Origin of the sequence: Capnocytophaga sputigena, assembly GCF_002302495.1 — a bacterium.
Classification (GTDB): Bacteria; Bacteroidota; Bacteroidia; order Flavobacteriales; family Flavobacteriaceae; genus Capnocytophaga; species Capnocytophaga sputigena.
The window spans coordinates 1,945,854-1,970,173 of sequence record NZ_CP022379.1 but is presented as its reverse complement, the minus strand read 5'-3'; the positions used below and the strand labels follow the sequence as shown (position 1 = coordinate 1,970,173).

The 24,320-nt window shown below is 40.0% G+C and carries 26 protein-coding genes; 22 read left to right on the top strand and 4 right to left on the bottom strand.

Features of this window, described 5'->3' with window-relative positions:
* Positions 1-75: 75 nt before the first annotated feature.
* Positions 76-513 (bottom strand): HAD family hydrolase, encoded by a 438-nt coding sequence (locus tag CGC57_RS08665; RefSeq protein WP_095898821.1) that lies wholly within the window; start codon positions 511-513, stop codon positions 76-78.
* Positions 514-529: 16 nt separating this feature from the next.
* On the bottom strand, positions 530-1,666 hold the full coding sequence (locus tag CGC57_RS08660) for a trans-sulfuration enzyme family protein (protein WP_095898820.1): 1,137 nt from the start codon (positions 1,664-1,666) through the stop codon (positions 530-532).
* Between the two features lie 138 nt (positions 1,667-1,804).
* Here CGC57_RS08660 and CGC57_RS08655 point away from each other — a divergent pair, with 138 nt between their 5' ends.
* From CGC57_RS08655 to CGC57_RS08555, 22 genes are all read left to right on the top strand, one after another.
* Positions 1,805-2,773, top strand: a complete 969-nt coding sequence (locus CGC57_RS08655; protein WP_095898819.1) for a hypothetical protein — start codon at positions 1,805-1,807, stop codon at positions 2,771-2,773.
* 16 nt (positions 2,774-2,789) lie between these two features.
* Entirely contained in the window at positions 2,790-5,150 is a 2,361-nt protein-coding gene (locus tag CGC57_RS08650) for a hypothetical protein (RefSeq protein ID WP_095898818.1), read from the top strand.
* A gap of 89 nt (positions 5,151-5,239) precedes the next feature.
* Positions 5,240-5,743, top strand: a complete 504-nt coding sequence (locus CGC57_RS08645; protein ID WP_002677808.1) for a Panacea domain-containing protein — start codon at positions 5,240-5,242, stop codon at positions 5,741-5,743.
* A gap of 2 nt (positions 5,744-5,745) precedes the next feature.
* Positions 5,746-6,192 (top strand): hypothetical protein, encoded by a 447-nt coding sequence (locus CGC57_RS08640; protein WP_095898817.1) that lies wholly within the window; start codon positions 5,746-5,748, stop codon positions 6,190-6,192.
* Between the two features lie 33 nt (positions 6,193-6,225).
* Positions 6,226-6,459, top strand: coding sequence for a hypothetical protein (locus CGC57_RS08635; protein WP_009414420.1), 234 nt, complete (start codon positions 6,226-6,228; stop codon positions 6,457-6,459).
* On the top strand, positions 6,446-6,721 hold the full coding sequence (locus CGC57_RS08630; RefSeq protein WP_095898816.1) for a type II toxin-antitoxin system RelE family toxin: 276 nt from the start codon (positions 6,446-6,448) through the stop codon (positions 6,719-6,721). The genes CGC57_RS08635 and CGC57_RS08630 overlap by 14 nt, the downstream gene beginning before the upstream one ends.
* On the top strand, positions 6,722-9,055 hold the full coding sequence (locus CGC57_RS08625) for a tetratricopeptide repeat protein (protein ID WP_095898815.1): 2,334 nt from the start codon (positions 6,722-6,724) through the stop codon (positions 9,053-9,055).
* Between the two features lie 6 nt (positions 9,056-9,061).
* On the top strand, positions 9,062-9,583 hold the full coding sequence (locus CGC57_RS08620) for a CvpA family protein (RefSeq protein WP_002677713.1): 522 nt from the start codon (positions 9,062-9,064) through the stop codon (positions 9,581-9,583).
* A gap of 13 nt (positions 9,584-9,596) precedes the next feature.
* Positions 9,597-10,394 (top strand): hypothetical protein, encoded by a 798-nt coding sequence (locus CGC57_RS08615; protein WP_095898814.1) that lies wholly within the window; start codon positions 9,597-9,599, stop codon positions 10,392-10,394.
* Complete coding sequence (gene rsgA, locus CGC57_RS08610; protein ID WP_095898813.1) at positions 10,395-11,333, top strand: ribosome small subunit-dependent GTPase A; 939 nt, start codon at positions 10,395-10,397, stop codon at positions 11,331-11,333.
* 3 nt (positions 11,334-11,336) lie between these two features.
* Positions 11,337-11,957 (top strand): hypothetical protein, encoded by a 621-nt coding sequence (locus tag CGC57_RS08605; RefSeq protein WP_095898812.1) that lies wholly within the window; start codon positions 11,337-11,339, stop codon positions 11,955-11,957.
* Between the two features lie 18 nt (positions 11,958-11,975).
* A complete protein-coding gene (locus CGC57_RS08600) occupies positions 11,976-12,710 on the top strand; it encodes a hypothetical protein (protein ID WP_095898811.1) in 735 nt (244 codons plus the stop codon).
* A gap of 1 nt (position 12,711) precedes the next feature.
* The gene (locus CGC57_RS08595) at positions 12,712-13,281 is read left to right on the top strand and encodes a hypothetical protein (protein WP_111995387.1); all 570 of its coding nucleotides are present in this window, start codon (positions 12,712-12,714) and stop codon (positions 13,279-13,281) included.
* Positions 13,282-13,496: 215 nt separating this feature from the next.
* Positions 13,497-13,973 carry an S-ribosylhomocysteine lyase gene (locus CGC57_RS08590; protein ID WP_095898809.1) on the top strand — a complete coding sequence of 159 codons (477 nt, stop codon included), beginning with the start codon at positions 13,497-13,499 and terminating at the stop codon, positions 13,971-13,973.
* 12 nt (positions 13,974-13,985) lie between these two features.
* Entirely contained in the window at positions 13,986-14,210 is a 225-nt protein-coding gene (locus CGC57_RS08585; protein ID WP_370684725.1) for an XRE family transcriptional regulator, read from the top strand.
* Entirely contained in the window at positions 14,200-14,490 is a 291-nt protein-coding gene (locus CGC57_RS08580) for a type II toxin-antitoxin system RelE family toxin (RefSeq protein ID WP_009409937.1), read from the top strand. Before CGC57_RS08585 ends, CGC57_RS08580 begins: the two co-directional genes overlap by 11 nt.
* A gap of 3 nt (positions 14,491-14,493) precedes the next feature.
* Positions 14,494-16,263 (top strand): aminopeptidase P family protein, encoded by a 1,770-nt coding sequence (locus CGC57_RS08575; RefSeq protein WP_095898807.1) that lies wholly within the window; start codon positions 14,494-14,496, stop codon positions 16,261-16,263.
* Positions 16,264-16,638: 375 nt separating this feature from the next.
* Entirely contained in the window at positions 16,639-16,860 is a 222-nt protein-coding gene (locus CGC57_RS13130) for a hypothetical protein (RefSeq protein ID WP_235607145.1), read from the top strand.
* Positions 16,861-16,895: 35 nt separating this feature from the next.
* On the top strand, positions 16,896-18,218 hold the full coding sequence (locus CGC57_RS08570; protein WP_306303920.1) for a hypothetical protein: 1,323 nt from the start codon (positions 16,896-16,898) through the stop codon (positions 18,216-18,218).
* Positions 18,219-18,229: 11 nt separating this feature from the next.
* Positions 18,230-19,114 (top strand): hypothetical protein, encoded by an 885-nt coding sequence (locus CGC57_RS08565; RefSeq protein WP_095898806.1) that lies wholly within the window; start codon positions 18,230-18,232, stop codon positions 19,112-19,114.
* 5 nt (positions 19,115-19,119) lie between these two features.
* Entirely contained in the window at positions 19,120-19,989 is an 870-nt protein-coding gene (locus CGC57_RS08560; RefSeq protein WP_002677715.1) for a hypothetical protein, read from the top strand.
* Between the two features lie 102 nt (positions 19,990-20,091).
* A complete protein-coding gene (locus CGC57_RS08555) occupies positions 20,092-22,587 on the top strand; it encodes a TonB-dependent receptor (RefSeq protein WP_095898805.1) in 2,496 nt (831 codons plus the stop codon).
* Here CGC57_RS08555 and CGC57_RS08550 read toward each other — a convergent pair.
* Both CGC57_RS08550 and CGC57_RS08545 read right to left on the bottom strand, forming a co-directional pair.
* Positions 22,584-22,997 carry a hypothetical protein gene (locus tag CGC57_RS08550; protein WP_095898804.1) on the bottom strand — a complete coding sequence of 138 codons (414 nt, stop codon included), beginning with the start codon at positions 22,995-22,997 and terminating at the stop codon, positions 22,584-22,586. The genes CGC57_RS08555 and CGC57_RS08550 overlap by 4 nt on opposite strands.
* A complete protein-coding gene (locus CGC57_RS08545) occupies positions 22,994-24,301 on the bottom strand; it encodes a hydroxymethylglutaryl-CoA reductase, degradative (protein ID WP_095898803.1) in 1,308 nt (435 codons plus the stop codon). The genes CGC57_RS08550 and CGC57_RS08545 overlap by 4 nt, the downstream gene beginning before the upstream one ends.
* Between the last annotated feature and the right edge of the window lie 19 nt (positions 24,302-24,320).

Sequence of the window (24,320 nt, the reverse complement as noted above, 5' to 3'; positions counted from 1 at the left end):
GTATTTAGTTTTTTTAGTATTCTACGAATTTTGTGTTTTTCACAGAAAAGCAATGTATAAAGATTGCTTTGATAATCAAAGTAATTTCAATATTTTTTCTATCCAAAAGGTATCAGTAGGAGAAATAATAATCACTTTAAAATCATATTGTTCTGCCTCTCTTTGCACGCCTTGAGCATCATCTATATGAAGGTCAAAACCAAAAGCTTTAGGATACTTAGAAGCGTTAATTTTCAAAGATTGTAAAGTGTGCTCATTTTCTTTTTGAGTAATAATCTTCCCTATTTTGATGCCATAATATCGAAACATTCGTCTTATATAGGGTTTACTTCTCAGCGAAGTAGTGTAGATATGCACCTCATTACCTTGAGATTGCAGTATTTTGATAAGAGTTTTCGTCCCTTTACGGATAGGCTCTATCCCTAATAACTTCGCCCACCACGATCTTTTTTCAGTAGGAAATTCATTATTGTAAGGAATAAGAGTTCCGTCTAAATCAAAACTTATCTGCATTGCTATTGCTTATCACCTATTTCTCCAATGCTTGTTTGAAATCTTGAATCAAATCCTCAGCATCTTCAATCCCCACAGCTACGCGGATAAGGGTGCGAGTAACACCACGTGCCACTTTTTCTTCTTCTGGAAACTCAGTGTGAGTGAGGGTACTGGGGTGAGTTACCAAGGTTTCTACACCGCCCAAACTCACTGCAAAAAGAGCTACTTTCAAACTCTCAAAAAAGGCTTTGGCTTTGGCTTCACTCTTTACAGTGAACGAAAATACCGACCCGCCTCCCGAAGCCTGACTTTCGTGCACGGCTTTCCCTTTGTTATGCGCCTCAGTAGGGTAATACACTTTCTCTACTTCGGGGTGAGAGCGCAAGAAATCAAGAAGTTTAAGGGTATTTGCTTGGGCTTTTTCAACTCTTAATTTGAGGGTTTTCATACTGCGAAGTAGCAACCAACTATCAAAAGGTGAGAGAATTGCCCCTATAGCTACTTGGGCAAAACTTATTTTCTCGGCAAGCTCGTCGCTATTCACCACCACAGCTCCTGCAATAATATCGTTGTGTCCCCCTAAAAACTTGGTTGCACTGTGCAATACTATATCTGCCCCTAACTCTAAAGGGCGTTGCAATACGGGCGACATAAAAGTGTTATCGACCATTGAAAGCAGGTTGTGGCGTTTAGCGATAGCCACCACGCCGCGTATATCGGTAACTTCTAAAAGGGGATTGGAAGGAGTTTCTATAAAAATAGCTTTGGTATTAGGGCGCACAGCGGCTTCTATCTGTTGTAAATCGGTAGTATCTACAAAGGTTGCCTCGAAGCCAAACTTGCTGAATATATCGTTGATAATGCGGTAAGTACCTCCGTAAATATCCAAACTAAGCACAAAGTGATCACCAGCCTTGAACATTGTAAACACCGAGGTGGTCGCTGCCATCCCCGAAGAAAATCCAAAACCGTGTTTGCCATTTTCTAAAAGGGCAATCATTGTTTCGAAATCTTTGCGGGTGGGATTAGACACGCGAGAGTATTCAAACTCTTGCCACTCATTATAAGTTTTGATAGGAAAAGTAGTAGCCATATTTAGGGTACTTCCCCAGTTTTCAATGCCTTTTTCAGGGGTTCTGACTCCGTGAATCGCTTTAGTTTCAAACTTCATATTTTCTGTTATTTACAAAAACAGCGACAAAAGTAAGAATATTTTATCAATTACCAAATTTTTATCTTTAGAGGGAAAGAAAAAAAATACCAATCACTTATTGCTGAATATCAATTATTTTTCTACCTTTGTACCCTGATGAAAAAAATATTTCTATTTGCATTCGTTCTCTGCCTTATAGCTTGCAACAAAAAGCAAGCAATTCCTGAGGCTATGTACTTTTGGAAAACGAACCTTTCGTTTACCGAAGATGACAAGGCGTTCTTAAAAGAACACGCCGTGAAAAAAATCTATGTGCGCTATTGTGATGTAGGGCTTAGAGATGAACAAGCCGTACCCATTGCGCCCATAGAAATCGATACCTTTAGCACACGCGGATTGGCAATTGTACCTGTAATCTACATCAAAAATGAGGTGTTTGATGATATAGCAACAGCACAATATGCACCGCAACGTTTTTGGGGAACAGAAACGCTCAGCGAAAATGTGGCTAAATATATTGAGCAAATCAACAACTATTATCATCTCACTGTAAATGAGGTGCAGTTTGATTGCGATTGGACGCTCAACACTAAGGAGTATTACTTCAACTTCCTCAAGCTTTTCAAAGAAAAAAATCCTAATTTACAACTCTCGGCAACCATACGTTTGCATCAAGTAAAATACAAAGATGATACGGGCGTACCCCCCGTAGATTACGGGGTGCTGATGTACTACAATATGGATAAAATCACCGCCACGGGGGCTAACTCTATCTACAATCGCGCAACTGCCAAACGCTATATCAGTTCACTAAAAAGTTACCCTTTACAGCTAAATATCGCTCTACCAATGTTCTCTTGGGGGGTACATTCAGTACGTGGTGAGGTGGTGAATTTGGTTAGCGGACTTACTTCTGCTGAAATCAAAACTCTTAAAGGCGTAGTCGCTACCGACATCCCTAACGTTTATGAAGTGAAAACACAAACCTACTACAAAGGACGCCTTTGGCAAGCTGGCGACCGCATCAAAATAGAGGAAGTAACCGATGCTGAGCGCCAAGAAATGCAGGAAGATTTGCTAAAAAATATGAAAAACCAACCCAAAGAAGTGATTTGGTTTAGGTAAAAAACAACCCACAAAAATGACACAAAAACGAATTATCAAATTAGCTTTTTGCCTCCTTACTTCGATAGCAGGAATAGGAGCATATTTGTACGCTTGCGGATGGTTTCCGCCTGATTGGTATGTTACTAACTCGGCGTTCTCACCTGAGGTTACTGTACCTAAGGGAGTATACAACAGTCTGTTTTACAGCGTAGAACACAGTTTTAACGGCTATGTAGGAATAGATTCCGACCGTTATACTGAAGATGATTTAGCCGACTGGTGTGCTTATGTAGGCAAAGCGATGCCTCGTGAGCAAATTCGCCATTTGATGTATGACAGAGAAGTGATTGACGAAGTTTTACAACTAAAACATTCTAAAAAATTCACTGATAAACGGGTGCAGAACTTCCTTACTTTTTTAGAAATTACTCGTGGCAATGAGGTGATTACAGGCAGTAGCTATTACGACCCTTGGGATTACGAGAACAGAAACTACCAACGATTGCAAAATACTGAACCTCAGCGTGTAGAAGCACTCTACCGCAGTCTAACCTCCGATGCTTTTTTTGCTAATCGTATATGGTTTCAAGCCGTGCGTTTGAAATTCTATTCAGAAAACAGAAGTTCCGTAATTCCTTTCTTTGAAGAAACAGCAGCTTCCCAACCTAAAAACTCGCTCTACTACCGCGCTATGCACTATGTAGCAGGAGCTTATATAGCCGAAAAACACTACCCTCAGGCTAATGTACTCTTAGCCGAAATATTTGATACCACTCCCGAATTAAGAACGACCGTAGGGTATGATTATCGTCCGTTACCCGATAGAGAAGTTGCACAAATCGCCCAAAAACTCTCTCCTGGCGTACAATGTGCCTTATGGGCAATGCAAGGTTTCTACACGAACAACGAGGCTAATTGTTTGCTAAAAATCCTCACTATCGACCGCCAATCACCTCACGTTGAGTTCCTGCTCACCCGCTTTATAAACAAAATGGAGTACAAACTCAATGTATTCGACCGATATGGCGATGATTTGAAATCTATCAAAGCCTATCATCAGCACGCTCGCAAAGTGAGCACCCAAGTTTTCCCTACCGATTGGCTATTGCTTTTAGCCCGTGAAGGCGACCGACTTTCCAATCCCTATTTGTGGAAAGTAGCAGGGGGATATGTAGCAATGTTTAGAGGTGAATTTTCTTTGGCACGTCAGCTTTTGCAAGAAGCCGAAAAATACGTTGAGGGTAACGAGCAAAAAAGTCAGTTGTACCTCTTACAAGCGATGAACGAAGTATCGAGTTTGCAACACATTGATGCTGCTGCCGAAAAACAGCTAACTCTACCTATGCAGCGCGTGTGGAACAACCTCTATTTCTACCGCGACGACGATTTTTGTTACGACGGTTCTTTAGTGTATGACAAGTACAAAGCCGAATACCTCAATTACCGCAAATTTACTAACGATTTGCGCTATGATTATGCCTTTACCTTTATGCGTAAATACCTCCGAGTGCTCTATCAGGCACAAGGCAATGCCCTAATGGCTGAACTCACTCACCCCAAACGCGGTTTTTTCATCAGCGAAGCTAACTATAAGGCTTTTGACGAGCTAACTCACAACCCTCACAAAACCGACTGGCAAGCACTTTGGATCAACTATTACCCTTATACCCAAGGCGATATATACGAGTGTCGTGGAATTTATCTGTTCCGCCAAGATCGCATAGACGAGGCGCTGGCATTGTTTGAGAAAATACCTTGGGAAACCCGCGGTGCAGAGTATGATTGGGGAAAAGACAAATTAGTGAATGATAAACGCCGCTTGAGTGAGCAAACCTTAGCCGTCAGTCCGTTTAAAGGAGGAGTGTATGATATGTATTACTACGATTATATCACCCCTCCTCGCGTGGAATACACTAAGATTTCTTTCTTGCGCAAAGCCAAGCAACTAAAAGACCATATAGCGCAAGGTAAAGATGTATATCACAGCGCCATACAATTAGGCAATGCTTTTTGTAACACCTCGTTTTACGGCGTCTCTCGTCAGTTTTACCACAACGAAATCATAGGCGAATGGAGTGCTTTAAGACTTGATAACAAAGAGAACTACGCGCCTCTTTTGGATATGACCGCTGCTAAAAAGTATTTTCGGATTGCTCTTACAATGGCAACCACTGATGAACAGCGCGCTGAAGCTGCCTTCTTGCTCGGAAAATCCGAACGCAACGAGTACTTCGCTCAGTTGAATCATTACGACATCCCTGAGAAAAAACGAAAATGGGTAGATCAATGGGAAGGTTTCCATATACTTGCCAAATACCCTAACACTCAGTATTATAAAGAAGCCATTAAGGAATGTGGTTGGTTTGCAGATGTTGTATACTTGTATAATGATTAAATGATTAGAAATAAGCACTATACTTGTAAGTCGTATTTGGCTGTATGAAGAAAAAGTATTACTTTTGCGATATAAAATAAAGAATTGTTATGTTTGATATAGATAAAAGTAAGGCTATCAATAGTATGTTGTTTGTCCTTAACCAATTAGGGGCAGAGAAATCAGATGCTCATAAGGTCTTTAAAATCTTATATTTTGCTGACCAAAAGCACTTGGTAAACTATGGTCGCCCCATCACAGGTGATACTTATGTGAAAATGCAGTATGGACCTGTGCCATCTTTTCTTAGAAATGTATCAGAAGGCAATGAAAAAGAAGGTCTTATCAATAAAACAAACAAACATTTCCTAACTACTTCTTATCAATATGATGAAGAAGACTTATCAGAATCTGAAATAGAGTGCCTAAACGAAGCTATTGCTGAAAATAAAGATATCTCTTTTAAAAAACTTACTGAAAAATCTCACGATAGTGCTTGGCAAAATGCACAATGGCGTATTGATTATTTAGCAATGGCAAAAGCAGTTACTAACAATCCTGATATACTGAATTACATCAAGATAAATGCTTTGAATGAACAAATGTGTTTTTAGTTATGGATTTAGGCAGTTTCTTCCCTCAAGAAATAAAAGATAATTTCGCCAAACGAAATATAGAACTTGGTAAAACACTACTCATTGAAATACCCGACTTCAATATTTCATATAAGAAATACCTGATTATTGTAGCGACTAATGAATTGTATATCGCAGGAGTTGTTATTAATACTGAAGTGAATTTAAATGTCGCTTGGAGTGAAAAAGTGAAAAATCTCCACTTACTCATCAAACAACAAGACCATTCTTTTTTAAAATACGATAGTTTTGTAGATTGTTCTAAACTGCACAAACGGCTTATCACTGAAATATGCAATGCTATAAAAGAAAACCCAAGTATGGTAGTAGGAAATGTTACTGATAGTTTTTTAAGAGAATTGCAAATCACTATCACAAACGCTAAAACTATCTCTATCAAAGATAAAAAAGATTTTGGATTTTTATAAAAACTTTTAAAACCTATATTAAATCGTTAAAATATGTATACCATCAATTTACAAACCCCACAGTTTTTAACCGATTCTAATGGAAATTCTTTAGCTCTAATCCCTGCTGACGAATATCGCGAATTATTAGCTTTAGTCGAAATGTATGAAGAATTAGAAGACATACGTTCCGTTCGTGAAGCTAAAGCTGACCCATCGCCAGCTGAACCTATTGACGTTGTGTTTAAACGAATGGAAGCTTACAGAAAAAAAAATGGAATCAGTTAAGAAAGAATACACAGTCTTACTTAGTAAAAAATCTGAGAAGTTTCTAAGAAATCTTCCTCAACCTTACTATTCTGCCATTTTAAAAGCCGTAAATGCTCTTGCTGATGAGCCACGCCCCTTTGGTTATACCAAATTAACAGGTGAAGATTCTTATAGAATAAGAGTAGGTGATTATAGAATTATTTACAATATTTTTGATGATATTGTAACAGTAGAAGTAATCAATATCAATCACAGAAGAGAAGTGTATAAAAGAAAATAAATGAAAAAACACCTAAAACTCATCATTAGCCTTAGTGCCGCTACAATAGTAGGCATAGGCACTTACCTCTACGCTTGTGCCGATGAAGGTTGGTACTACCTCTACAACTCAGTATTCTCCCCAGAAGTTACTGTAAATAAAACTTCTTATACCCCTCTCTACTTAGAAGGGGGAAACCTTTTCTATGGCGATTACGATACCGATTCCCAAGGAAATCTCTCTTCGTCCGACCTCAATGATTGGAAGCAATACCTCGGCAAAGATTTTTGGGCAGAAGGTATTCAATATTTTATGTACAACAACGATGCTCTTGCCGATATTCGCAAATACAACGATGCAACCGACAAGAGTAGTGTACGCCTTTCTCATCATACCCCAAAAACCCAAAGCGCACGCCTTACCAACTTCTTTGCTCTTTTAGATATCGCGCGTAACAACGAATCTATCACTAACAACACCGAAAGCGCTTGGGATTACGAAAAACGCAACGTACAATATACTCAAAACAGCCAAATAGAAAAAGCTGAAAAACTATATCAAAAAGCAGTTGCTAATAAAGATATTTTCTTTGCCAACCGTATGTGGCTACAGGTGATGCGCCTCAAATTCTACTCTTCCAACCGCAGCGCTGTAATTGCTTATTTTGAGCAAACCCAAGCCGGTCAGCCAAAAAATAGTGTCTATTACCGCGCATTGCACTATGTAGCTGGGGCTTATAAATCACAGAAGAACTACGCCAAAGCTAATGCGCTCTTGGCAACACTCTTCAGCGAAGTACCTAAACTGCGAAAAACCGTTACTTTTGAGTACCGCGCCCTCACCGATAGTGAAACCGAAAAAATAGCCGCTTCTCTTTCCAAAGCCGAACAATGTGCTCTCTGGGCAATGCAAGGCTATTACAGCAAAGAAGAGGTAGCTATCCAGAAAATACTGCACATCGACCCTAAATCACCCCACATCGATTTTCTCCTCACCCGCTATATCAACCGCATAGAAGGTGTGGTAAATAAATTTGGTGATCTCTATCAAAACCAGCCTCTTACAAATGCTACTGCTTATCACCAATACACTCACAAGGTGGCAACCCAAGATTTCAAAACCGATTGGCTACTGCAAACCGCTCGTGAAGGAAAAGTAGGCAATCCTTATTTGTGGAATGTAGCAGCAGGCTATGTTTCGATGTTCCGCAATGAGGCTACCACTGCCAAAGAGTTTCTCAAAAAAGCTGATGCCGTTGCCAAAAACGAAAAACAAAAAGTACAAGTGCGCATCATTGATGTGATGAATGATGTTACTGCGCTACAACAAATCACTGCTGCCGACGAAGAACGCCTCACTAAAAAAGTAGAATGGATGTGGCAATCTGCGCTCCTTAAAGAAAGTGAATACAAATCGGCTTTGCGCTCTCGCTATGCTTTTGATTTGGTGCGCAACTACCTTTCGGCGCTCTACAATGCGCAAAAGAACTTAGTAATGAGTGAAATCACTCGACCCAAAGATGGTTTTTATGAAAACAACAACCATTCAGCAGCTATTGAAAAATTCTTGTTAAAAACAAACAAAACCCCTTGGGAAGCCTTTTGGGCAAAAGAATACGCATTTACTTTAGGCGAAATCTACGAAAGTCGCGCTATCTATGCTTTCTATAAAGATGACCTTGATAAGGCAATTGCCGAAATGAAAAAAATACCTCTTGAAAGCCAACAAGTATACGATGAACAAGCTGAAAAAATGGTCGCCAAACAGCTAAAACTGAGTGAAAGCTCACTGCCTGCTAATCCGTTTAACGGTTATATCCAAGACTGTCACGATTGTGAACACGCCAAAAAGCGCACCCCTTACACCAAAATCTCTTTCTTGCAAAAAGTGAAAGAAATGGAGGAAAAACTTGCAAAAGGTGAAGATATGTACAACAACGCACTCCTATTGGGCAATGCGTTCTACAGCGCTTCCTATTTTGGCAACAGCCGCGCGTTCTACTACAACGATATTTTAGGGGAAACAGGAGGCTTTTTTGTAAATGCTCAGAATATGAATATGCTACTCAATATGACCCACGCCAAAAAATACTACCAAATCGCTCAGCAACACGCTTCTACCGATGAACAACGCGCTAAAATAGCCTATATGCTTGCCAAAGTAGAACGCAACGAGTTTTACAACAAACAGTACTATTCCGAAGGTAAAATATACGGTGTAAGCCCTTGGGAGAACGAAATTGCTTTTAAGGATTGGCAAGGGTTTAAAGAACTCCGCAAATACCCTCATACCCAATATTATAAGGATGTTATTCGCGAATGTGGATACTTCAGAAAGGTAACAGGTAACAAGTAACAGATAATGAATAAGATAGATATTATACTGCTGATTATTTTAGGCTTTGGATTAGTACGCGGTTTTATGCGCGGACTTATCATTGAGATGGCATCACTTTTGGCTATTGTAGTAGGCATTTATGGAGCGATACACTTTTCGTTCTTTACTGCCTCACTCTTAGACAAGATACTCCCCGCCGAAAAACAAACTTTAGAGGTCGTTGCCTTTGGGATAACCCTCATCGTATTGGTATTGGGCGTAATGCTTTTGGCAAAAATACTTACCAAAATGATCAAAGCTGCCGAACTCGGTTTTCTCAATCGATTAGGGGGAGCTTTGTTTGGTTTGCTAAAATCTATTGTGATTGTAGGCTCAATATTTGTATTTTTAGAGCGTACTTTTCAAACCGAAAAATGGCTTTCAACTTCAGCCCTTAGCGAATCTGTGCTCTACAAGCCCGTAAAGAGCGTTAGCCAAGTGGTGTACGCTAATGTATTCCCCGATAAAGAAACGGAGGAAGTGAAAAGAGAAAATACAACATACTAATATATAAAACATTATGAAAAAAATCCTTTTATTATCTCTTGCTGCCCTCGCTATTACTGCTTGTGAGCGCAAAACTGCTGCCGATGTCTATAAAGGCGTTCAGGAAACCCGCCCCGCTATTGATAAAAACGGCAACCCTATTGAGGGTTTAGCCGTTGATTCATTGCAATTTGAAACCGAAGTACGCAGCGTACTCCCTACCCAACACCCTCAGTACCGCCTTACTCCTGTTTTCAAAGTAATCTACAGATACGGCGATCGTTCTGTAGGTGAATCTCAAAAACTCAGCAACTATAGCTACAGCGATAGTTATTATGCACGCCACAACAATGGCAACAACTGGAATGGCAATATCGTTGCAGGTTTTGAAACCATTTATGGTGACGAAATGGTGAATGTTTCCCTCTTTGACGTAGAAAAACAAGAGCAGAAACTGTTCTTTGAAAAACCCGTACTCATAGAAAATGTTTACTATCCTTCGGCTACTCGTGATACTTTGCAAAACAAAAATGTGAACCGCAACTTCTATATGATTTCTTGCTACGACGAGGACACCGATAAAGATGGCTACTACACCCGCATTGATTTACGTCGGTTTTACCTCTATCAGTTAGATGGCACTCGGGTGAAAGTCCTCATTCCTAAAGAATACGGGGTCATAGGCTCCGATTACGATGGGGTGAACGATGCACTCTACGTCTATGCGCGTTTAGACAGCAACAAAAATGGCACTATCGACCCTAAAGAGCCTAAACACATCTTCTTAATCGATTTAAAAAAGCCTGAAACTACGGCGTTGTTATACAAGTAAATGGAAGGATTGGTATACAAATCTACGGGCAGTTGGTATATGGTGAAGGACTTGGCAACGGGTCATTTTCACGACTGCCGCATCAAAGGGAAATTCCGCATAAAAGGCATCAAGAACACGAACCCCATAGCGGTGGGCGATCGGGTAGTGTTTGAATTGGAAGAAGAAGACAGAGGGGTCATTACCGAAATACACCCTCGCGACAACTATATCATCCGCAAATCGGTGAATCTCTCTAAGCAAACTCATATTATCGCATCGAATATCGACCTCGCTTTTTTGGTGGTAACACTCAACAATCCACCTACTTCCACTACCTTTATCGACCGTTTTTTGGTTACTGCCGAAGCCTATAGCATCAAAACTGTACTGCTTTTCAACAAAGTAGATACTTATAATGAAGATGAACTCACCGAAGTGAAATACCTCGCCTCAGTATACCGCAAGGCTGGTTATGAGTGCATTGGCATTTCGGCTACTACGGGCAAGAATATCGACAAGGTAAAAGCGGCTATGGAAGGCAAAACTTGTGTAGTATCAGGACATTCTGGCGCAGGCAAATCTACCCTTATCAATGCTATTGACCCTCATTTGCACCTTAAAACTGCCGAAATCTCTCAGCTTCATCAGCAAGGACAACACACTACTACCTTTGCCGAAATGTTCGACCTCCCCTTTGGGGCGCGCATCATCGACACCCCTGGTATCAAAGGCTTTGGAATGGTTGAAATAGACAACAACTCACTCACCGACTATTTTCCGGAGTTTTTTGCCCTCAAACACCATTGCAAATTCAATAACTGTCTCCACACCGATGAACCCCAATGCGCTATAAAAGAAGCCTTAGAACGCGACAAAATCGCTTGGTCGCGCTACAAAAGCTATCTGCAAATCCTTTCCGGAGATGATAAAGTATATAGAGAAGAAAACAATCAGTAGGATATGAGAAATAATTTCGACCTCATTAGTGAACTTATCGACAACCGCCTTGCTGCTATAAGCAATAAAGCGGAGAGAGAACAATTGTTTTTCTTCGTCTTTTTGTTACAGCGCAAAAAAGATATTCAGGAACTACACAAAAGTACTCATATCGTGAAAATGTATCAGATAAAAGACCGCAAGTCGTTATTAGCTAAAAGAGATGAGATTGTAAAACTCTGTGAGGTTTTCCAATGTAGAGCTATGATCAATCTCAACCCCAAAAGTTATAAAAATGTAGCTTTTGATATGCTCAAACGCCTCCCCGATTTGCTACAACAAGAACACTATGCACGTGTAGAAAAACTGTTTGCCTCTTGTGTAAGTGCTTCGGGCATAGGCAGTAAAAAACTCAAAAAGTACTGGATTATAGATATAGACAGCGACACTCATCAGGTTGATATAGCTCAAATAGAAGCACAAATCAAGATAGCGACCCCTGCAGAAGAAAATAAAATTGTAGCTCATATTCCTTCTAAAACAGGTATGCACCTCATCACTACCCCTTTTGATGTAACTCAAGTAACGCTACCTGCTTCCGTAGAACTCAAAAAAGACTGTCTTACTAATTTGTTTATTTATTAAGCAAAATAGATTAAAGGTATGAAAATTATTTGTACCTTTGTGGTATTAAACCTAAAAACAGCATTACCAATGAAACGCTTCTTCTTATTTTTTGTATTATTGTGGATTTTCGTCAGTTGTGGAAAGTCCGACAACCAGCAAGACAATCGCCTTTATGACAATTGGAAATACATAGGCTATCGCGATAAAGCTTTAAAATTCCACTCACCCTCTTCGTATGTAGCCGATTGCAAGTCGTGTTATACTGTCCATTTTAAAAACGACGACTTTTTTGATATTCAAAAATGTAGTAATAAAGGGGGAGGCAAATATCAAATAGATGCCCAACAACATCAACTCTTCTCTCAAGGCTACGGACTTACAAAGATTTACGACCCAATGTGTCCCGATGAGGAGGGTTTTTCTATTAGCGGTAATTACCGTTTTATAGGCGATACACTTGCCATTTCACCTAACGACACGCTTACTTCACTCTTTGTAAAAGCAGCTACATACATCCCCCACGTAGATCCTCCGCGTTACTACAAACGAGGTGTCCTTAACGTAGCACCACAAGGTAGTTATGATTGTTCTGCTGTGAGCCACACCCTTGTTTTAGAAGATAACAGCGGCACTCTATCAATTGCCTACGATCAAACACTCGACCTGAGTAGTTACGAAGGAAAACCTGTAAGTATTTGGGGATATTTCACCCCCAAGTTTAAAAACTGTCCGGAAACATTTCACATAGAACGAATTACAAAACTATATTAAAATGAAACCCTTTTATTTTTTCTTTTGTATGTTCCTCGTTATGAGTTGTAGCAAAAGTAATGATGAGAACCCTATAACTGAAACAATCAGTTATCAAACTAAAAATCAAACAATTCAGTTTAATGTTGTGAGTGATGAATACTATCTAATAGCCAATAGTACTTACATCAATAAAATAAAAAACGCTGAAGGTAACCATTATTTCCCAATTGATGCCTCCTCTTGTATATTACGCAAAGAATTGAAAGGCAACAGCTTTCGCAAGCGTGCAGAAGACCTCATCAAACAATATCCTGAGTGCCGTATAGAACCCGTACTCTTGTATGCCGATGGCACAAAACAAATAACAAAAGGAGAGTTGTTAGTAAAACTAACCCCTAACACGCCAATGCCTAAAACCATCACCGACCAAGGATTTAGCATTACAGATAATCTCACTAACGACACCTATCTACTATCATCAACGCACAGTACTGAAGAGATTTTCAGTATGATAAAAACTTTTGAAAGCCTTGAGGGTGTAGTATTTGCAGAACCCAATTTCACAAAGCTCCTAAAACAAAATCCTTAAAACATTTGCTTTTTAGTAACGGAATCAATACCTTTGCGGTGTAGTTTATTAGGGGGTCAGGTATCAGGTGTCAGGCATTAGCGTTTTATTTGAAACTCTCTGAGTTTTTCTGAGAATTCAGAAGCTCCCAATAAACTAAATATCAATTAACAACAAGTTAAAAATATAAAGGTATCATTTCTTACCTCTTATCTCTTACCTCTTAACTAAATAAAATGGAAAGAATAGCAAGTTTTTGTATTGACCACCTCAAACTCGAGCGTGGCATTTATGTATCGCGTAAAGACTATGTAGGCAAGGAAGTGCTTACCTCTTTTGATATCCGTATGAAGCTCCCCTACCGCGAGCCCGTACTCGGCAGTCCCGAAATACACACCATCGAGCACCTCGCCGCTACTTGGTTGCGCAACAACCCCGAGTGGAAAGACAAAATTATTTACTGGGGACCTATGGGCTGTATGACCGGTAATTACCTCATTCTCGCTGGCGACTATACCTCCAAAGATATTGCCCCCCTCATCACCGAACTCTTTGAGTATATCGCTAATTTTGAAGGAGATATTCCTGGTGCATCGGCTTTAGAATGTGGCAATTTCTACAACAACAACCTCCCAATGGCGAAGTATGAAGCTAAGAAATACTTAGAAACTCTTCACCACCTGACTGATAAAAATCTGAATTATCCCAAGTAAAATATGAATACAATGATTTTACAAGAACCCACTTTTCTAACCGATAGACAAGGCAATACACTCTCGGCAGTTGTTCCTATTGAACAATACAACGAGCTTTTGAGAATTGCCGAATTATATGAAGAGTTAGAAGACTTACAACTCTATTACGAATCTAAAGCTGACCCAACTCCTGCTGAGCCTGCTGATATAGTATTTAAAAGAATAGAAGCTCGCCGTAATCAAAATGAAAACTAAAACCAAAACAGAAAAAGAATATACTGTTGTATTGAAGAAAAAAGCAGAGAAGTTTTTAGATGGACTTTCTGAACCTAATTATTCTGCTGTTAAGACTGCTATTCTCTCTTTGGCTTACAATCCAAGACCTTTTGGTTATATCAAACTATCAGGTTCTGATGCCTATAGAATAAGAGTAGGAAACTATAGAATTATCTATGACATTTTTGATGAAATACTCACTGTAGAAGTTGTCAATATAGGTCATAGAAAAGAGATTTACAAAAATTCAAAACTATAAACAATGAATACACCCGAAAAATTATCCCTCTTGCGCTCTAAAATGCAAGAAAACCACATCGACGCTTTTGTGGTATTCAGCGCCGATCCTCACCTTAGTGAATACCTACCTAAAGAATGGCTCGAACGCGCTTGGCTCTCTGGATTTACAGGCTCTGCGGGGTTCGTAGTCGTTACCAAAGATAAAGCTGGCTTGTGGACAGACTCTCGCTACTTTGTACAATCGGCGATTGAGCTCAAAGGCTCTGGCATCGACCTCTTCAAGGACGGTGTAGAAGATACTCCCGATTATGCCGATTGGCTCGTATCAGTACTTCCCGCTGGGGCTACTGTAGCGCTCAACACTTTGGCGACCTCTCACATAGCTTGGGAAAAACTACAAGCTACCTTAGCCGCTCACAACATCAAATTGGTGCATAAACCGCTCATCGACCTTATCTGGACAAACCGCGAAAAAGACCCTCTTCATCACATTTTCGTACACCCCGATAAATGGGCAGGACAAACCGTAGCCGATAAACTCACCGCCATTCGCAAAGCTATGGCTACTCACCACACTACCTTGCACCTCATCACCGCCTTAGACGATGTAGCTTGGACGCTCAACCTCCGTGGTAGTGATGTGGCTTACAACCCTGTATTCCTCGGCTATATCGCCCTCACCGATAAAGAAGCGACCCTTTTTGTAGACAAAGCCAAACTCACCCCTGAGGTAGAAGCTCATTTGGCAGCAGCCAAAGTAAACGTGCGTGCTTATGATGAGTTTTACAACTATTTGGCTACCGTAAAAGGGCAAAATATACTCCTCGCTGCTAATACCAATCAGGCGATATTCGAAGCCCTCCAAAATGACAACAAACTCGTGCAAGCCCCTGCCCCTGGCAACCTAATGAAAGCCGTGAAAAACGCTACTGAGCTCGAAGGATTCCGTACCGTAATGGTACGCGATGGGGTGGCAATGGTGAAGTTCCTCTACTGGCTCACCCACCAAGTAGGCAAAGAGTCAATGACCGAATACAGCATCGGTAAGAAGTTACGCGATTTCCGCGCCGAAGGCAAGAACTTCGTAGGCGAAAGTTTTGGCAGTATCATTGGTTATCAAGGCAATGGCGCTATTGTGCACTATTCAGCTCCTGAACACGGCAGTAAAGAGGTACACCCTGAGGGCAGCATATTGGTAGACTCTGGCGGGCAGTATCTTGAAGGTACTACTGATATCACTCGTACCATACCATTGGGCAAAGTAAGTCAGCAGTTTATAGACGACAGTACCCTTGTACTCAAAGGAATGATACAACTCGCAATGGTACAATTCCCCAAAGGCACTCGCGGCGTACAACTCGATGCTTATGCGCGTATGGCGCTTTGGAAAAACCACAAGGACTATGGTCACGGTACAGGTCACGGTGTAGGTAGCTTTATGAACGTACACGAAGGACCTCAAAATATCCGCAAAGACCTCAACCCACAAGTGCTTTTAGCCGGTATGGTATGCTCCGATGAACCTGGTTTTTACTTAGAAAATCAATACGGTATTCGTCACGAGAACCTCATTGCGGTACGTGAAGTAGCGAGCAACGAGTTTGGTACTTTCTACGATTTCGAGACCCTCACCCTTTGTCCGTTTATGCCTTCAGGTATTAATGTGGCTCTCCTTACCGATGTAGAACGCCAATGGCTCAATGCCTACCACAAAACCTGTGAAGAAAAACTTGCTCCCCTTTTGGAAGGCAACGTAAAAGAATGGTTCTTGAGTTTGGTAAAACCACTGTAATGGCATAGTTGTTTTTTAATACATAATGAAAACTGCCCTGAAAAGTTTTATACTTTCTTGGGCAGTTTTTTTATTATCGCCTTTGTATAGCTACACTTTGCTAAAGTCCGTAGAATTTAACAAAATCTATTATTACGTTAAAAACAGTTAATCTTTTTATTCATTTTTTCTTGAAATATCCGCAATCTAAAACATTGAAAAATAACAAGTTTGCAATGCTTTTGTTAAAAAGATAATAAGTCGCTATTTTTTTAACATTCAAATTACCAAAAATGCATTTTTTTGTTAAGGCGTAAAAATGTTAAAATCCTTCTTTTATTTGCTTTATAAAAAACTGCTATCTACCTTTGTTGCAGAATTTTAATCTTAATTGCGATGAAAAACACAAATTTAAAACTATTAGTATTAGCATTAGTAGGATTATTTCTTACCAATTGCCAGCGCGACGATGCTCCAGAAGTATTGCCGCAACAAGAAGCAGTTCCTACCGTAGACCCTCAAGCGGTGGTGAGCTTAGATGAAGCCAAGACTTTGTTTGATGCGACTGAAAAGCAGAAAAGTATGATTAATGCTACAAGTCGTAGCAGCAACCTCTGATTCAATTAGAAACCAATTGGCGGTATTTTAAGCAAATGCAAACGCTCACAGGTGATGCTTATGCTAAAATACCTATTACTATAATAGGTTCTGACTCGAGTGCCGAAATGCTCTTCTTGAAAGAAAATGGCATAACTGAGCAATACCTCTTTATTACAGAGCCAGACAGCCTTACTAACGACAACCGCATTGTAAATGCCGACTTCTATTTGCTCACTCCCAAAGGAGAGTTTATCTCAGCCTACCGAATGACCGATGGGGTGATTAGCCACCAGTTAGTACCCAAAGTTAAGGCAAATTATAGACTTGTAGTAGATACTGAGGTGACACCAACGGGAAAAAAGAAACCAAGGAAGACACCACCCCTAGAATCTATTGAAGATCCTAATAATAAAAAAGAAGACTCTGGAGGATTAGATGATTATGAAGGCGGAGGAGATGGAGACGATGATCCTATTCAATTAGATCCAGTTGATGTTTATGGCACAATACCTGCCCATTATGGATCTTATCCTACGTACAACGGAAACAACTATGAAAATTTCACCAAAGAAAAAGACCCCAAACCCAGTGAAAATGGCACAGGAGGAGGAAATGGAGGATCAAGCAGTAGTGATGTAGGAGTGGGCATCGTAAAGGGAGGAAAGAAGAGTAAAAATATAAGAACAATAGATGATGAAGAGAAAGAGGAAAAAGAAAGGAAAAAGCAATACAAAAGAGAAGATACTATAAAAGACTCTCTTACGAACCCTTGTGCAAAGTCCCTTTTAGCTCAAGCTCCTAACTTGAATAACGATATAGCTAAGATCCTTAGGGAGACTTTTGGAACTAATGATAGGTTCAACATTACAGTTCATAATAAATCTTTTGCAACAGATCCTAAACATAAAAAAGATGTGGCTTATACTGAAACTATTGGGCGTGTGGATAGTTATAACAAAGATATTTTAATTTGTGATATTTACTTAAATGATGACATTATAAGTAAAGCCTCACAAGAATATATTTTAGGCACAATTTATCACGAAGTGGTACACGCTTTCTTAAATACAGAATCACTTTCATTAGGAAAAGAATCCTTTAATAAAAAATATCCTTTTGTTAAAGAACAATATCTTTCTATAGGAGGAGAGCAAGTTAGGAGGTATGTTTTTTTAGATAGCCACGAGAGATTTGCACCTTTTATAGATAATTTAGCACGAGGTATTCTTTCTCTACCTAATACTAAAGTTTCTATGGAGGAAGCTATTGCATTAGCAAAAGCAGGAGTAGTAGAAAACAAATCTTTATCATCTACCGAGATATATTTAGATGGTGAGTTTAAATCTGGTAGAAAGGGAATCACTTGTACTCCTTAAAAACTAACCTTATGAAACAACTCTTATTATACCTATCATTATTTTGTTCTTGTGCCATTATGGCACAAGAACAAAAATATATATTGCTTGATAGCCTTACCGCTCATTATCAAGTAAAGCAGTATACGCTCGAAACTTCTCCTTATGGGGTTAAAAATACTATTGAAATATATAATGTTTTTTCTCCATATTATGGCACAAATAAAGGGATTGATTATATAATATTATTCTCTGTACTTCCTGACCTTAGTAGTAAAAGTAATTGGGAAGAGATTGATCTCAAAAAAATAAAAAACAATCTATTCTCAGTTAAAAATATTTTTATGAGAGTTGAACACAAAGTTTTTAATGTCCCTCTTGAAAAAGCTTTTGATATTAGCAACACAATTCTAATAAAAAAAGTAAAAAATAAGTACTATGCGAGTAAAAACACTTGGATAGAAGATTTTTATTGTATGGATTACCCTCGTGATATACAAGTTGCTACTAAGAATTTTATTCTTAACACTAATCAACCTATAAAACCTATGAATATTTTAAAGGAAAATTATAAAAAGGTAGTCCCTTTTCTCACTTTTCCTTTAGATGAAGATGATTTAGGTTTTCTTATCCCTGATATTTTAGAAAGTACTTATCTTTCTAATATAGAAGATAAATTAGGAAATAAGATCTATTACTTTTATCAATTTTGTAATGCAAGATATATTGGGGAACTTGCTTATATTAAGGACAAAGGCATTGTAGCAGGAGCTTATTATGATTATTTTTACACAAAAGGAAAAAGAGATAGCTGGGATGGAGATTGGGCAAAACTAACCCACGACGGGAAACGACATCTTCTTTGGGCAGAAGAACTCAAAAAAGAATGGGCTGAAAAAGAAAAAGCTAAAAAATAGGGCTTATGAAAAACTTATTTTACTTACTATTACTCTGTTCTTGTGCTATAATGGCACAAGAACAGAAATATATATTCTTGGATAGCCTTACCGCTCATTATCAAGTAAAACACTATACATTACGCCCTCATTCTTTTTATGAAGGAAAAGTGATTGAGATGTATAATGTATTCAATCAGGGAGTTTTCTTTGGCTATAATTATTTAACCCTCATCTCGGTATTACCTGATATGAACAATGCTAACTCTTGGGTAGAAGTCTCCAAGGAAGAAGTCGAAAAAGCTGTTGTTAAGATAGAAGAAGTTCGCAGAAGTAATAAAAATAAATTCTTAAACTCCTTCTCTTTAGTAAAAAAAGAAGACGACAAGTATTATAAAGCGAGATGCTGTTTAGTAGAAGTTTTTCAGTTGATGGATTATTCTTCAAAAGTACACTTGAACGATAGTAACATCATCAATACAAAACAAGATTTTGTCACTTATGCTGAGTTAAAAAAAGAATTGAGCAAAGGAAAACATATTAGTAAATATGCTCAGCCAATGGAAGATAAAGAATCTTTCTTGGATAGTTGTTTTGAAAGTATTTACCTATCGGGTACAGAAAAACGCGGCAAAGATACTGTTTATCTGTTTTGGACATTCACTGCTTGGAATAATCGCTCGGGGTTAGAGGCTTATCATCGTGGTATTGACCGCTTTGCTTATATAGAGGGCAAGGGCATTGTAGCGGGAAGTTATGATTTTTTGTTTGACACTCAAAGTCCGCGTCACTCACATAACAGTGAATCTACTATAAAGAAAGAAGTAGGTAGAGAGTTACTTTGGGCTGAAGAACTCAAAAAAGAATGGGCTGAAAAAGAAAAGGCTAAAAAATAAGGTAGTGATTAAATTTCACTGCCTTTTTTCTTGCTATATTTAAAATTTTCTCTATTTTTGCACGCTGTAATAAAATAGAATAATTTTAAATAGTAATTTTATATGAAACGTATCTTTCTGTTATTAACCTTTTTAGGCGTTAATATTCACTATATTTTTGCTCAACAAACCGATGTAAGAGGGCGCGTAACCGATGAAAACAAACAGCCGCTCGTAGGGGTTACTGTACTACTCGAAGGCACTAACAATGGTGTTACCACCAATGAAGCTGGGTTTTACAACCTCCACCACGTACCTGTTGGCAAACAAACTATTGTATTTAGTTACGTTGGCTTCCAATCGCTGAAAATACGCGCTGATATCAGTCCTAATCCCAGTGGTACGCACACGCATCTCGATGTGCAACTCAGCGAAGAACTCACTGCCCTACAAGAAGTAGAAGTAGTTGGCAGAAAGGAAAGTAGCTATAAAAACACCAATTCCTTTATAGGTACCAAAACAGCTGCTGCTCTAAAAGACGTTCCTCAGTCGGTGGGGTATGTTACCAAAGAGCTCATTTTAGACCAAGGTGCTACTACCGTAAATGAGGTAGTAAAAAATATCAGTGGGGTAAACCAATATACTTCCTACAACGATTTTTCAATACGCGGTTTTCGTGCGACAGGCAACCGCAATTCAGGGAATTTGCTCAACGGGATGCGTGCCCAAACAAGCTTGTGGAAACAATCGTCATTGGCTAATATTGAGCGTGTGGAAGTGATCAAAGGACCTGCTTCGGCACTCTTTGGCAATGCTGCCCCTGGAGGTGTGATTAATAGGGTAACCAAAAAACCTCTTCTAAAAAACCAGAACAGCATCTCGGTAGGTGTTGGTTCGTGGAATACCCTCAAAACCTACGGCGACTTCACCGGTCCGCTCAACGCTAATAAAACCCTTTTATACCGCCTCAATTTAGGCTATGAAAAAACCGATTCTTTCCGCGATTTGCAAGGTTCTGAAAGCTATATCGTCGCTCCTTCATTTTCTTATCTTCCTAACGACAAAACCCGCGTGAATGTCGATTTTGTCTATCAGAATTTTAATGGCAAAATAGACCGCGGACAAGCCTTTCCTGCCAATGGTACGCTCTACGATACCCCCATCAGTATGTCGATGAGCGCTGCTAACGACTTCCTTAAGGAAAATACTCTCAACACTACTATCGGACTCTCTCATAAGTTCAACGAGCATATTTCGTTTAATGCTATCTACCTCAACTCTACTTATAGCGAGGATATGCAAGAACACACCCAAGCCAACTTATACTATAAGCAAATAGGCAATGGCGCCAACGCTTTCCGTTATGCGGACCCTAACAAGGTGCTGATGCTTTTCAACCAGCGTAAGCGCTCGTTTGCGAACAATAGTTTTAACAATTACTTCAACTTCACTTTCAATACAGGCATTGTGAAACACAAGCTGCTCGTGGGTTACGACTATTTCCTATCGGAACAGAAATACGGTTCTTCGGGCACTACTGCTCAAGGGTATTTGAGCAAGGACAAAACCAAAGTAGTGAATACCTATACCACTACCGCCAACGTGTTAGCAGGTTCAGTAGAAACTCCTACTACCAATGTGCCCGTGTTCGATTTAGAAAATCGTTCGGCGGGTAATAGCTATAAAGACATTAGCAAGTATATCTACCGCCAAAATGTGCTCAATCCGTATGAGGAATATTCTCACGGCGTATATGTGCAAGAGCAGATGGACATCAGCATTGTGAAAGTGCTCGTAGGGTTGCGACAAGAATGGTTTACCGAAATCCTCAACAAAGGCACTGATAAAGAGAACCAACGCGAAACCAAAGCTTTTATACCACGTGTAGGATTGGTAGTGGAAGCCTCCGAAAACATCAACCTCTATTCCACTTGGGTAAAAGGATTTCAACCTCAAGGGGCGAACATACAGTCCGACCCCGATCGCTATGGAGGTCCGTTTGATTATGTGAAGAGTGAATTACACGAAATAGGGCTCAAAACCGAATGGTTCAACAAGCGGTTGAATGCTACTGTTTCGGTATTTAAAATCAAGCAAGAAAACTCGTTAGAGCAAAGTGCCAAAGCAGGCAAACCCGATTGGCGTGTGCCTGTAGACGAAGAATCGAATGGTTTTGAAGTAGATGTCGCTGGACGTATCGCCCCCAACTGGAGTGTAGTGGCGAACTACGCCTATACCGATGCTCGTATCGTAAAACTAAAAGAAGAAGGTGCGCTAAAAGACCTGAATATGCAACGCCCCAGCACACCCCGTCACGCTGCTAATTTCTGGACGAAATACATTATCCAAAAAGGTGCTTTAGAAGGTTTGGGATTAGGCGTAGGAGTGAATTATGTAAGTGAGCGTTTAGGGCAAGTAGGGCGTCGTGCTACGGCTGCCACCTACCCCGAATACACCTTAGTAAACGCTGTACTCTACTACAAAGTGAAAGATGTACAGTTCCAAGTAAATGTAAACAACGTGCTCAACCGCACCTATTGGATTAGTGGTTACGATAACCTCCGCAACTTCCCTGGTGCCCCACGCAATGTAAATGCTACCGTTACTTACAATTTTTAGAAGAGTTTTCTATACCAAGTGCTAACATCTTTGCGAATTGCTTGGTAATTATCATAAATGAGCAGAGCTAATTCAAACTCTGCTCTTTTATTATAACTTTTATCAACTGTAAAATAGCCGCAAAACTTCCCCGAAGCATCTACTACTATAGGAGGTTTAGCCGCAAAATCATTCCACGGACTCAAACTATTCATAGGGTTGCCATAGGTACCAAAGTCATTCCATATAGACATCGAACTATTAGCCGACCCGTACTTACCCAAGTCATTCCATATAGAATTGCTATCAGTTTTACTACAATTCAAGCATCCCAAATAAACATCGTGATTGCTTCCACCATATAAATGCAATTTCTGTGCACTTACGACAGAGACTAACAACAAAAAAATAAACAAGATAGGGGTTTTCATTTTTGAGACTTTAAGCGGTTCAACGCTTCGGCTACTTCACTATGGCTCACTGTTTTGTCTTTGAAATAAGCGGTGAGTTGTTGTTTTTCGTCGTCGGTAGCACCTAATTGATTAAAAATATTGTTGAGGTGCATTTTCATATGTCCTTTTTGGATTCCCAAACTAATAAGTGAACTCACCGCCGAAAAATTCTGTGCTAAACCTACGCAAGCTACGATTTGCATCAGCTCGCGAGCATTGGGTTTTTCGAGGATTTCGAGGGCTGTTTTCACCAAAGGGTGGAGCGTGGTAAGTCCGCCCACAGTTCCCAAAGCCAAAGGCAATTCCAGTGCAAAATGGAAAGTGTCGCCCTCTATCCAAGCGTTGGAAAGACTCTTGTAATTACCTGAACGCGCTGCATAGGCGTGTGCTCCTGCCTCAATCGCGCGAAAGTCATTACCTGTGGCTAAAATCACCGAGTCGATGCCGTTCATTATACCTTTGTTGTGAGTGGTCGCGCGGTACACATCGGCATTGGCAATAGCGAGGGCTTGCACGAATTTTTTGCCTGCTGCCATTCCTTTGAGGTGCGCAATTTCCAATTCGTCTACAGGGCAATGCACTTCGGCACGCACCAAGCAGTTAGGCACGTAATTAGAGAGTATAGACATCACAATTTCGTACTGCCCACGGATAACCGCATCTTTTTCAGCCTCTTCTCTAAAAGTCTCGGCAAACGATTCCAAACACGAGTTGATGAAGTTAGCCCCCATCGCATCTAAGGTTTCAAAAGTAGCCGACAGCTGATAGTAGTCCGCTAATGCTTCAGTTTTATCTACCAAAGTAAGGGAAGTAATGCCCCCGCCACGTTTTTCCATATTGGCGGTGATAGGTTTGGCACTGGCGAGCATCAAAGGCTGTACGCGGGTAAAAAAGGCTTCTAAATGCGCTTTTTCACCGTAGAAAAAGAAGTGTACGTGTCCTGTTTTTTCGGTAGAGAGCACTTCAGTATGGAAGCCTCCCCTACCTTGCCAGAACTTCGCCGCACGGCTGGCAGCTGCCACCACCGAGCTTTCCTCAATCGCCATAGGCACCGTATAGGTGCGCCCATTGATGAGGAAGTTAGGCGCTACCGCAAAAGGCAAGTAGTAATTCGTAATTGTATTTTCGATGAACTCGTCGTGGCGTTTTTGAAGTTCAGCATCGGGGTTATGGTATTTTTCAAAGAAAGCTGCTGCGTTCTCTACCTCAGGAAAATAAGTGTCGCAAAGCCATTGAATTTTCTCGGCTTTGGTAAGTTTAGAAAAACCGTTGATTTGTTTCATTTCTATGTGTTAGGGGTTA

Coding starts and splice junctions, on each gene's coding strand:
- CGC57_RS08665 (WP_095898821.1), bottom strand. CDS start 513: ATGCAGATAAGTTTTGATTTAGACGGAACTCTTATTCCTTACAATAAT.
- CGC57_RS08660 (WP_095898820.1), bottom strand. CDS start 1,666: ATGAAGTTTGAAACTAAAGCGATTCACGGAGTCAGAACCCCTGAAAAA.
- CGC57_RS08655 (WP_095898819.1), top strand. CDS start 1,805: ATGAAAAAAATATTTCTATTTGCATTCGTTCTCTGCCTTATAGCTTGC.
- CGC57_RS08650 (WP_095898818.1), top strand. CDS start 2,790: ATGACACAAAAACGAATTATCAAATTAGCTTTTTGCCTCCTTACTTCG.
- CGC57_RS08645 (WP_002677808.1), top strand. CDS start 5,240: ATGTTTGATATAGATAAAAGTAAGGCTATCAATAGTATGTTGTTTGTC.
- CGC57_RS08640 (WP_095898817.1), top strand. CDS start 5,746: ATGGATTTAGGCAGTTTCTTCCCTCAAGAAATAAAAGATAATTTCGCC.
- CGC57_RS08635 (WP_009414420.1), top strand. CDS start 6,226: ATGTATACCATCAATTTACAAACCCCACAGTTTTTAACCGATTCTAAT.
- CGC57_RS08630 (WP_095898816.1), top strand. CDS start 6,446: ATGGAATCAGTTAAGAAAGAATACACAGTCTTACTTAGTAAAAAATCT.
- CGC57_RS08625 (WP_095898815.1), top strand. CDS start 6,722: ATGAAAAAACACCTAAAACTCATCATTAGCCTTAGTGCCGCTACAATA.
- CGC57_RS08620 (WP_002677713.1), top strand. CDS start 9,062: ATGAATAAGATAGATATTATACTGCTGATTATTTTAGGCTTTGGATTA.
- CGC57_RS08615 (WP_095898814.1), top strand. CDS start 9,597: ATGAAAAAAATCCTTTTATTATCTCTTGCTGCCCTCGCTATTACTGCT.
- rsgA (WP_095898813.1), top strand. CDS start 10,395: ATGGAAGGATTGGTATACAAATCTACGGGCAGTTGGTATATGGTGAAG.
- CGC57_RS08605 (WP_095898812.1), top strand. CDS start 11,337: ATGAGAAATAATTTCGACCTCATTAGTGAACTTATCGACAACCGCCTT.
- CGC57_RS08600 (WP_095898811.1), top strand. CDS start 11,976: ATGAAAATTATTTGTACCTTTGTGGTATTAAACCTAAAAACAGCATTA.
- CGC57_RS08595 (WP_111995387.1), top strand. CDS start 12,712: ATGAAACCCTTTTATTTTTTCTTTTGTATGTTCCTCGTTATGAGTTGT.
- CGC57_RS08590 (WP_095898809.1), top strand. CDS start 13,497: ATGGAAAGAATAGCAAGTTTTTGTATTGACCACCTCAAACTCGAGCGT.
- CGC57_RS08585 (WP_370684725.1), top strand. CDS start 13,986: ATGATTTTACAAGAACCCACTTTTCTAACCGATAGACAAGGCAATACA.
- CGC57_RS08580 (WP_009409937.1), top strand. CDS start 14,200: ATGAAAACTAAAACCAAAACAGAAAAAGAATATACTGTTGTATTGAAG.
- CGC57_RS08575 (WP_095898807.1), top strand. CDS start 14,494: ATGAATACACCCGAAAAATTATCCCTCTTGCGCTCTAAAATGCAAGAA.
- CGC57_RS13130 (WP_235607145.1), top strand. CDS start 16,639: ATGAAAAACACAAATTTAAAACTATTAGTATTAGCATTAGTAGGATTA.
- CGC57_RS08570 (WP_306303920.1), top strand. CDS start 16,896: ATGCAAACGCTCACAGGTGATGCTTATGCTAAAATACCTATTACTATA.
- CGC57_RS08565 (WP_095898806.1), top strand. CDS start 18,230: ATGAAACAACTCTTATTATACCTATCATTATTTTGTTCTTGTGCCATT.
- CGC57_RS08560 (WP_002677715.1), top strand. CDS start 19,120: ATGAAAAACTTATTTTACTTACTATTACTCTGTTCTTGTGCTATAATG.
- CGC57_RS08555 (WP_095898805.1), top strand. CDS start 20,092: ATGAAACGTATCTTTCTGTTATTAACCTTTTTAGGCGTTAATATTCAC.
- CGC57_RS08550 (WP_095898804.1), bottom strand. CDS start 22,997: ATGAAAACCCCTATCTTGTTTATTTTTTTGTTGTTAGTCTCTGTCGTA.
- CGC57_RS08545 (WP_095898803.1), bottom strand. CDS start 24,301: ATGAAACAAATCAACGGTTTTTCTAAACTTACCAAAGCCGAGAAAATT.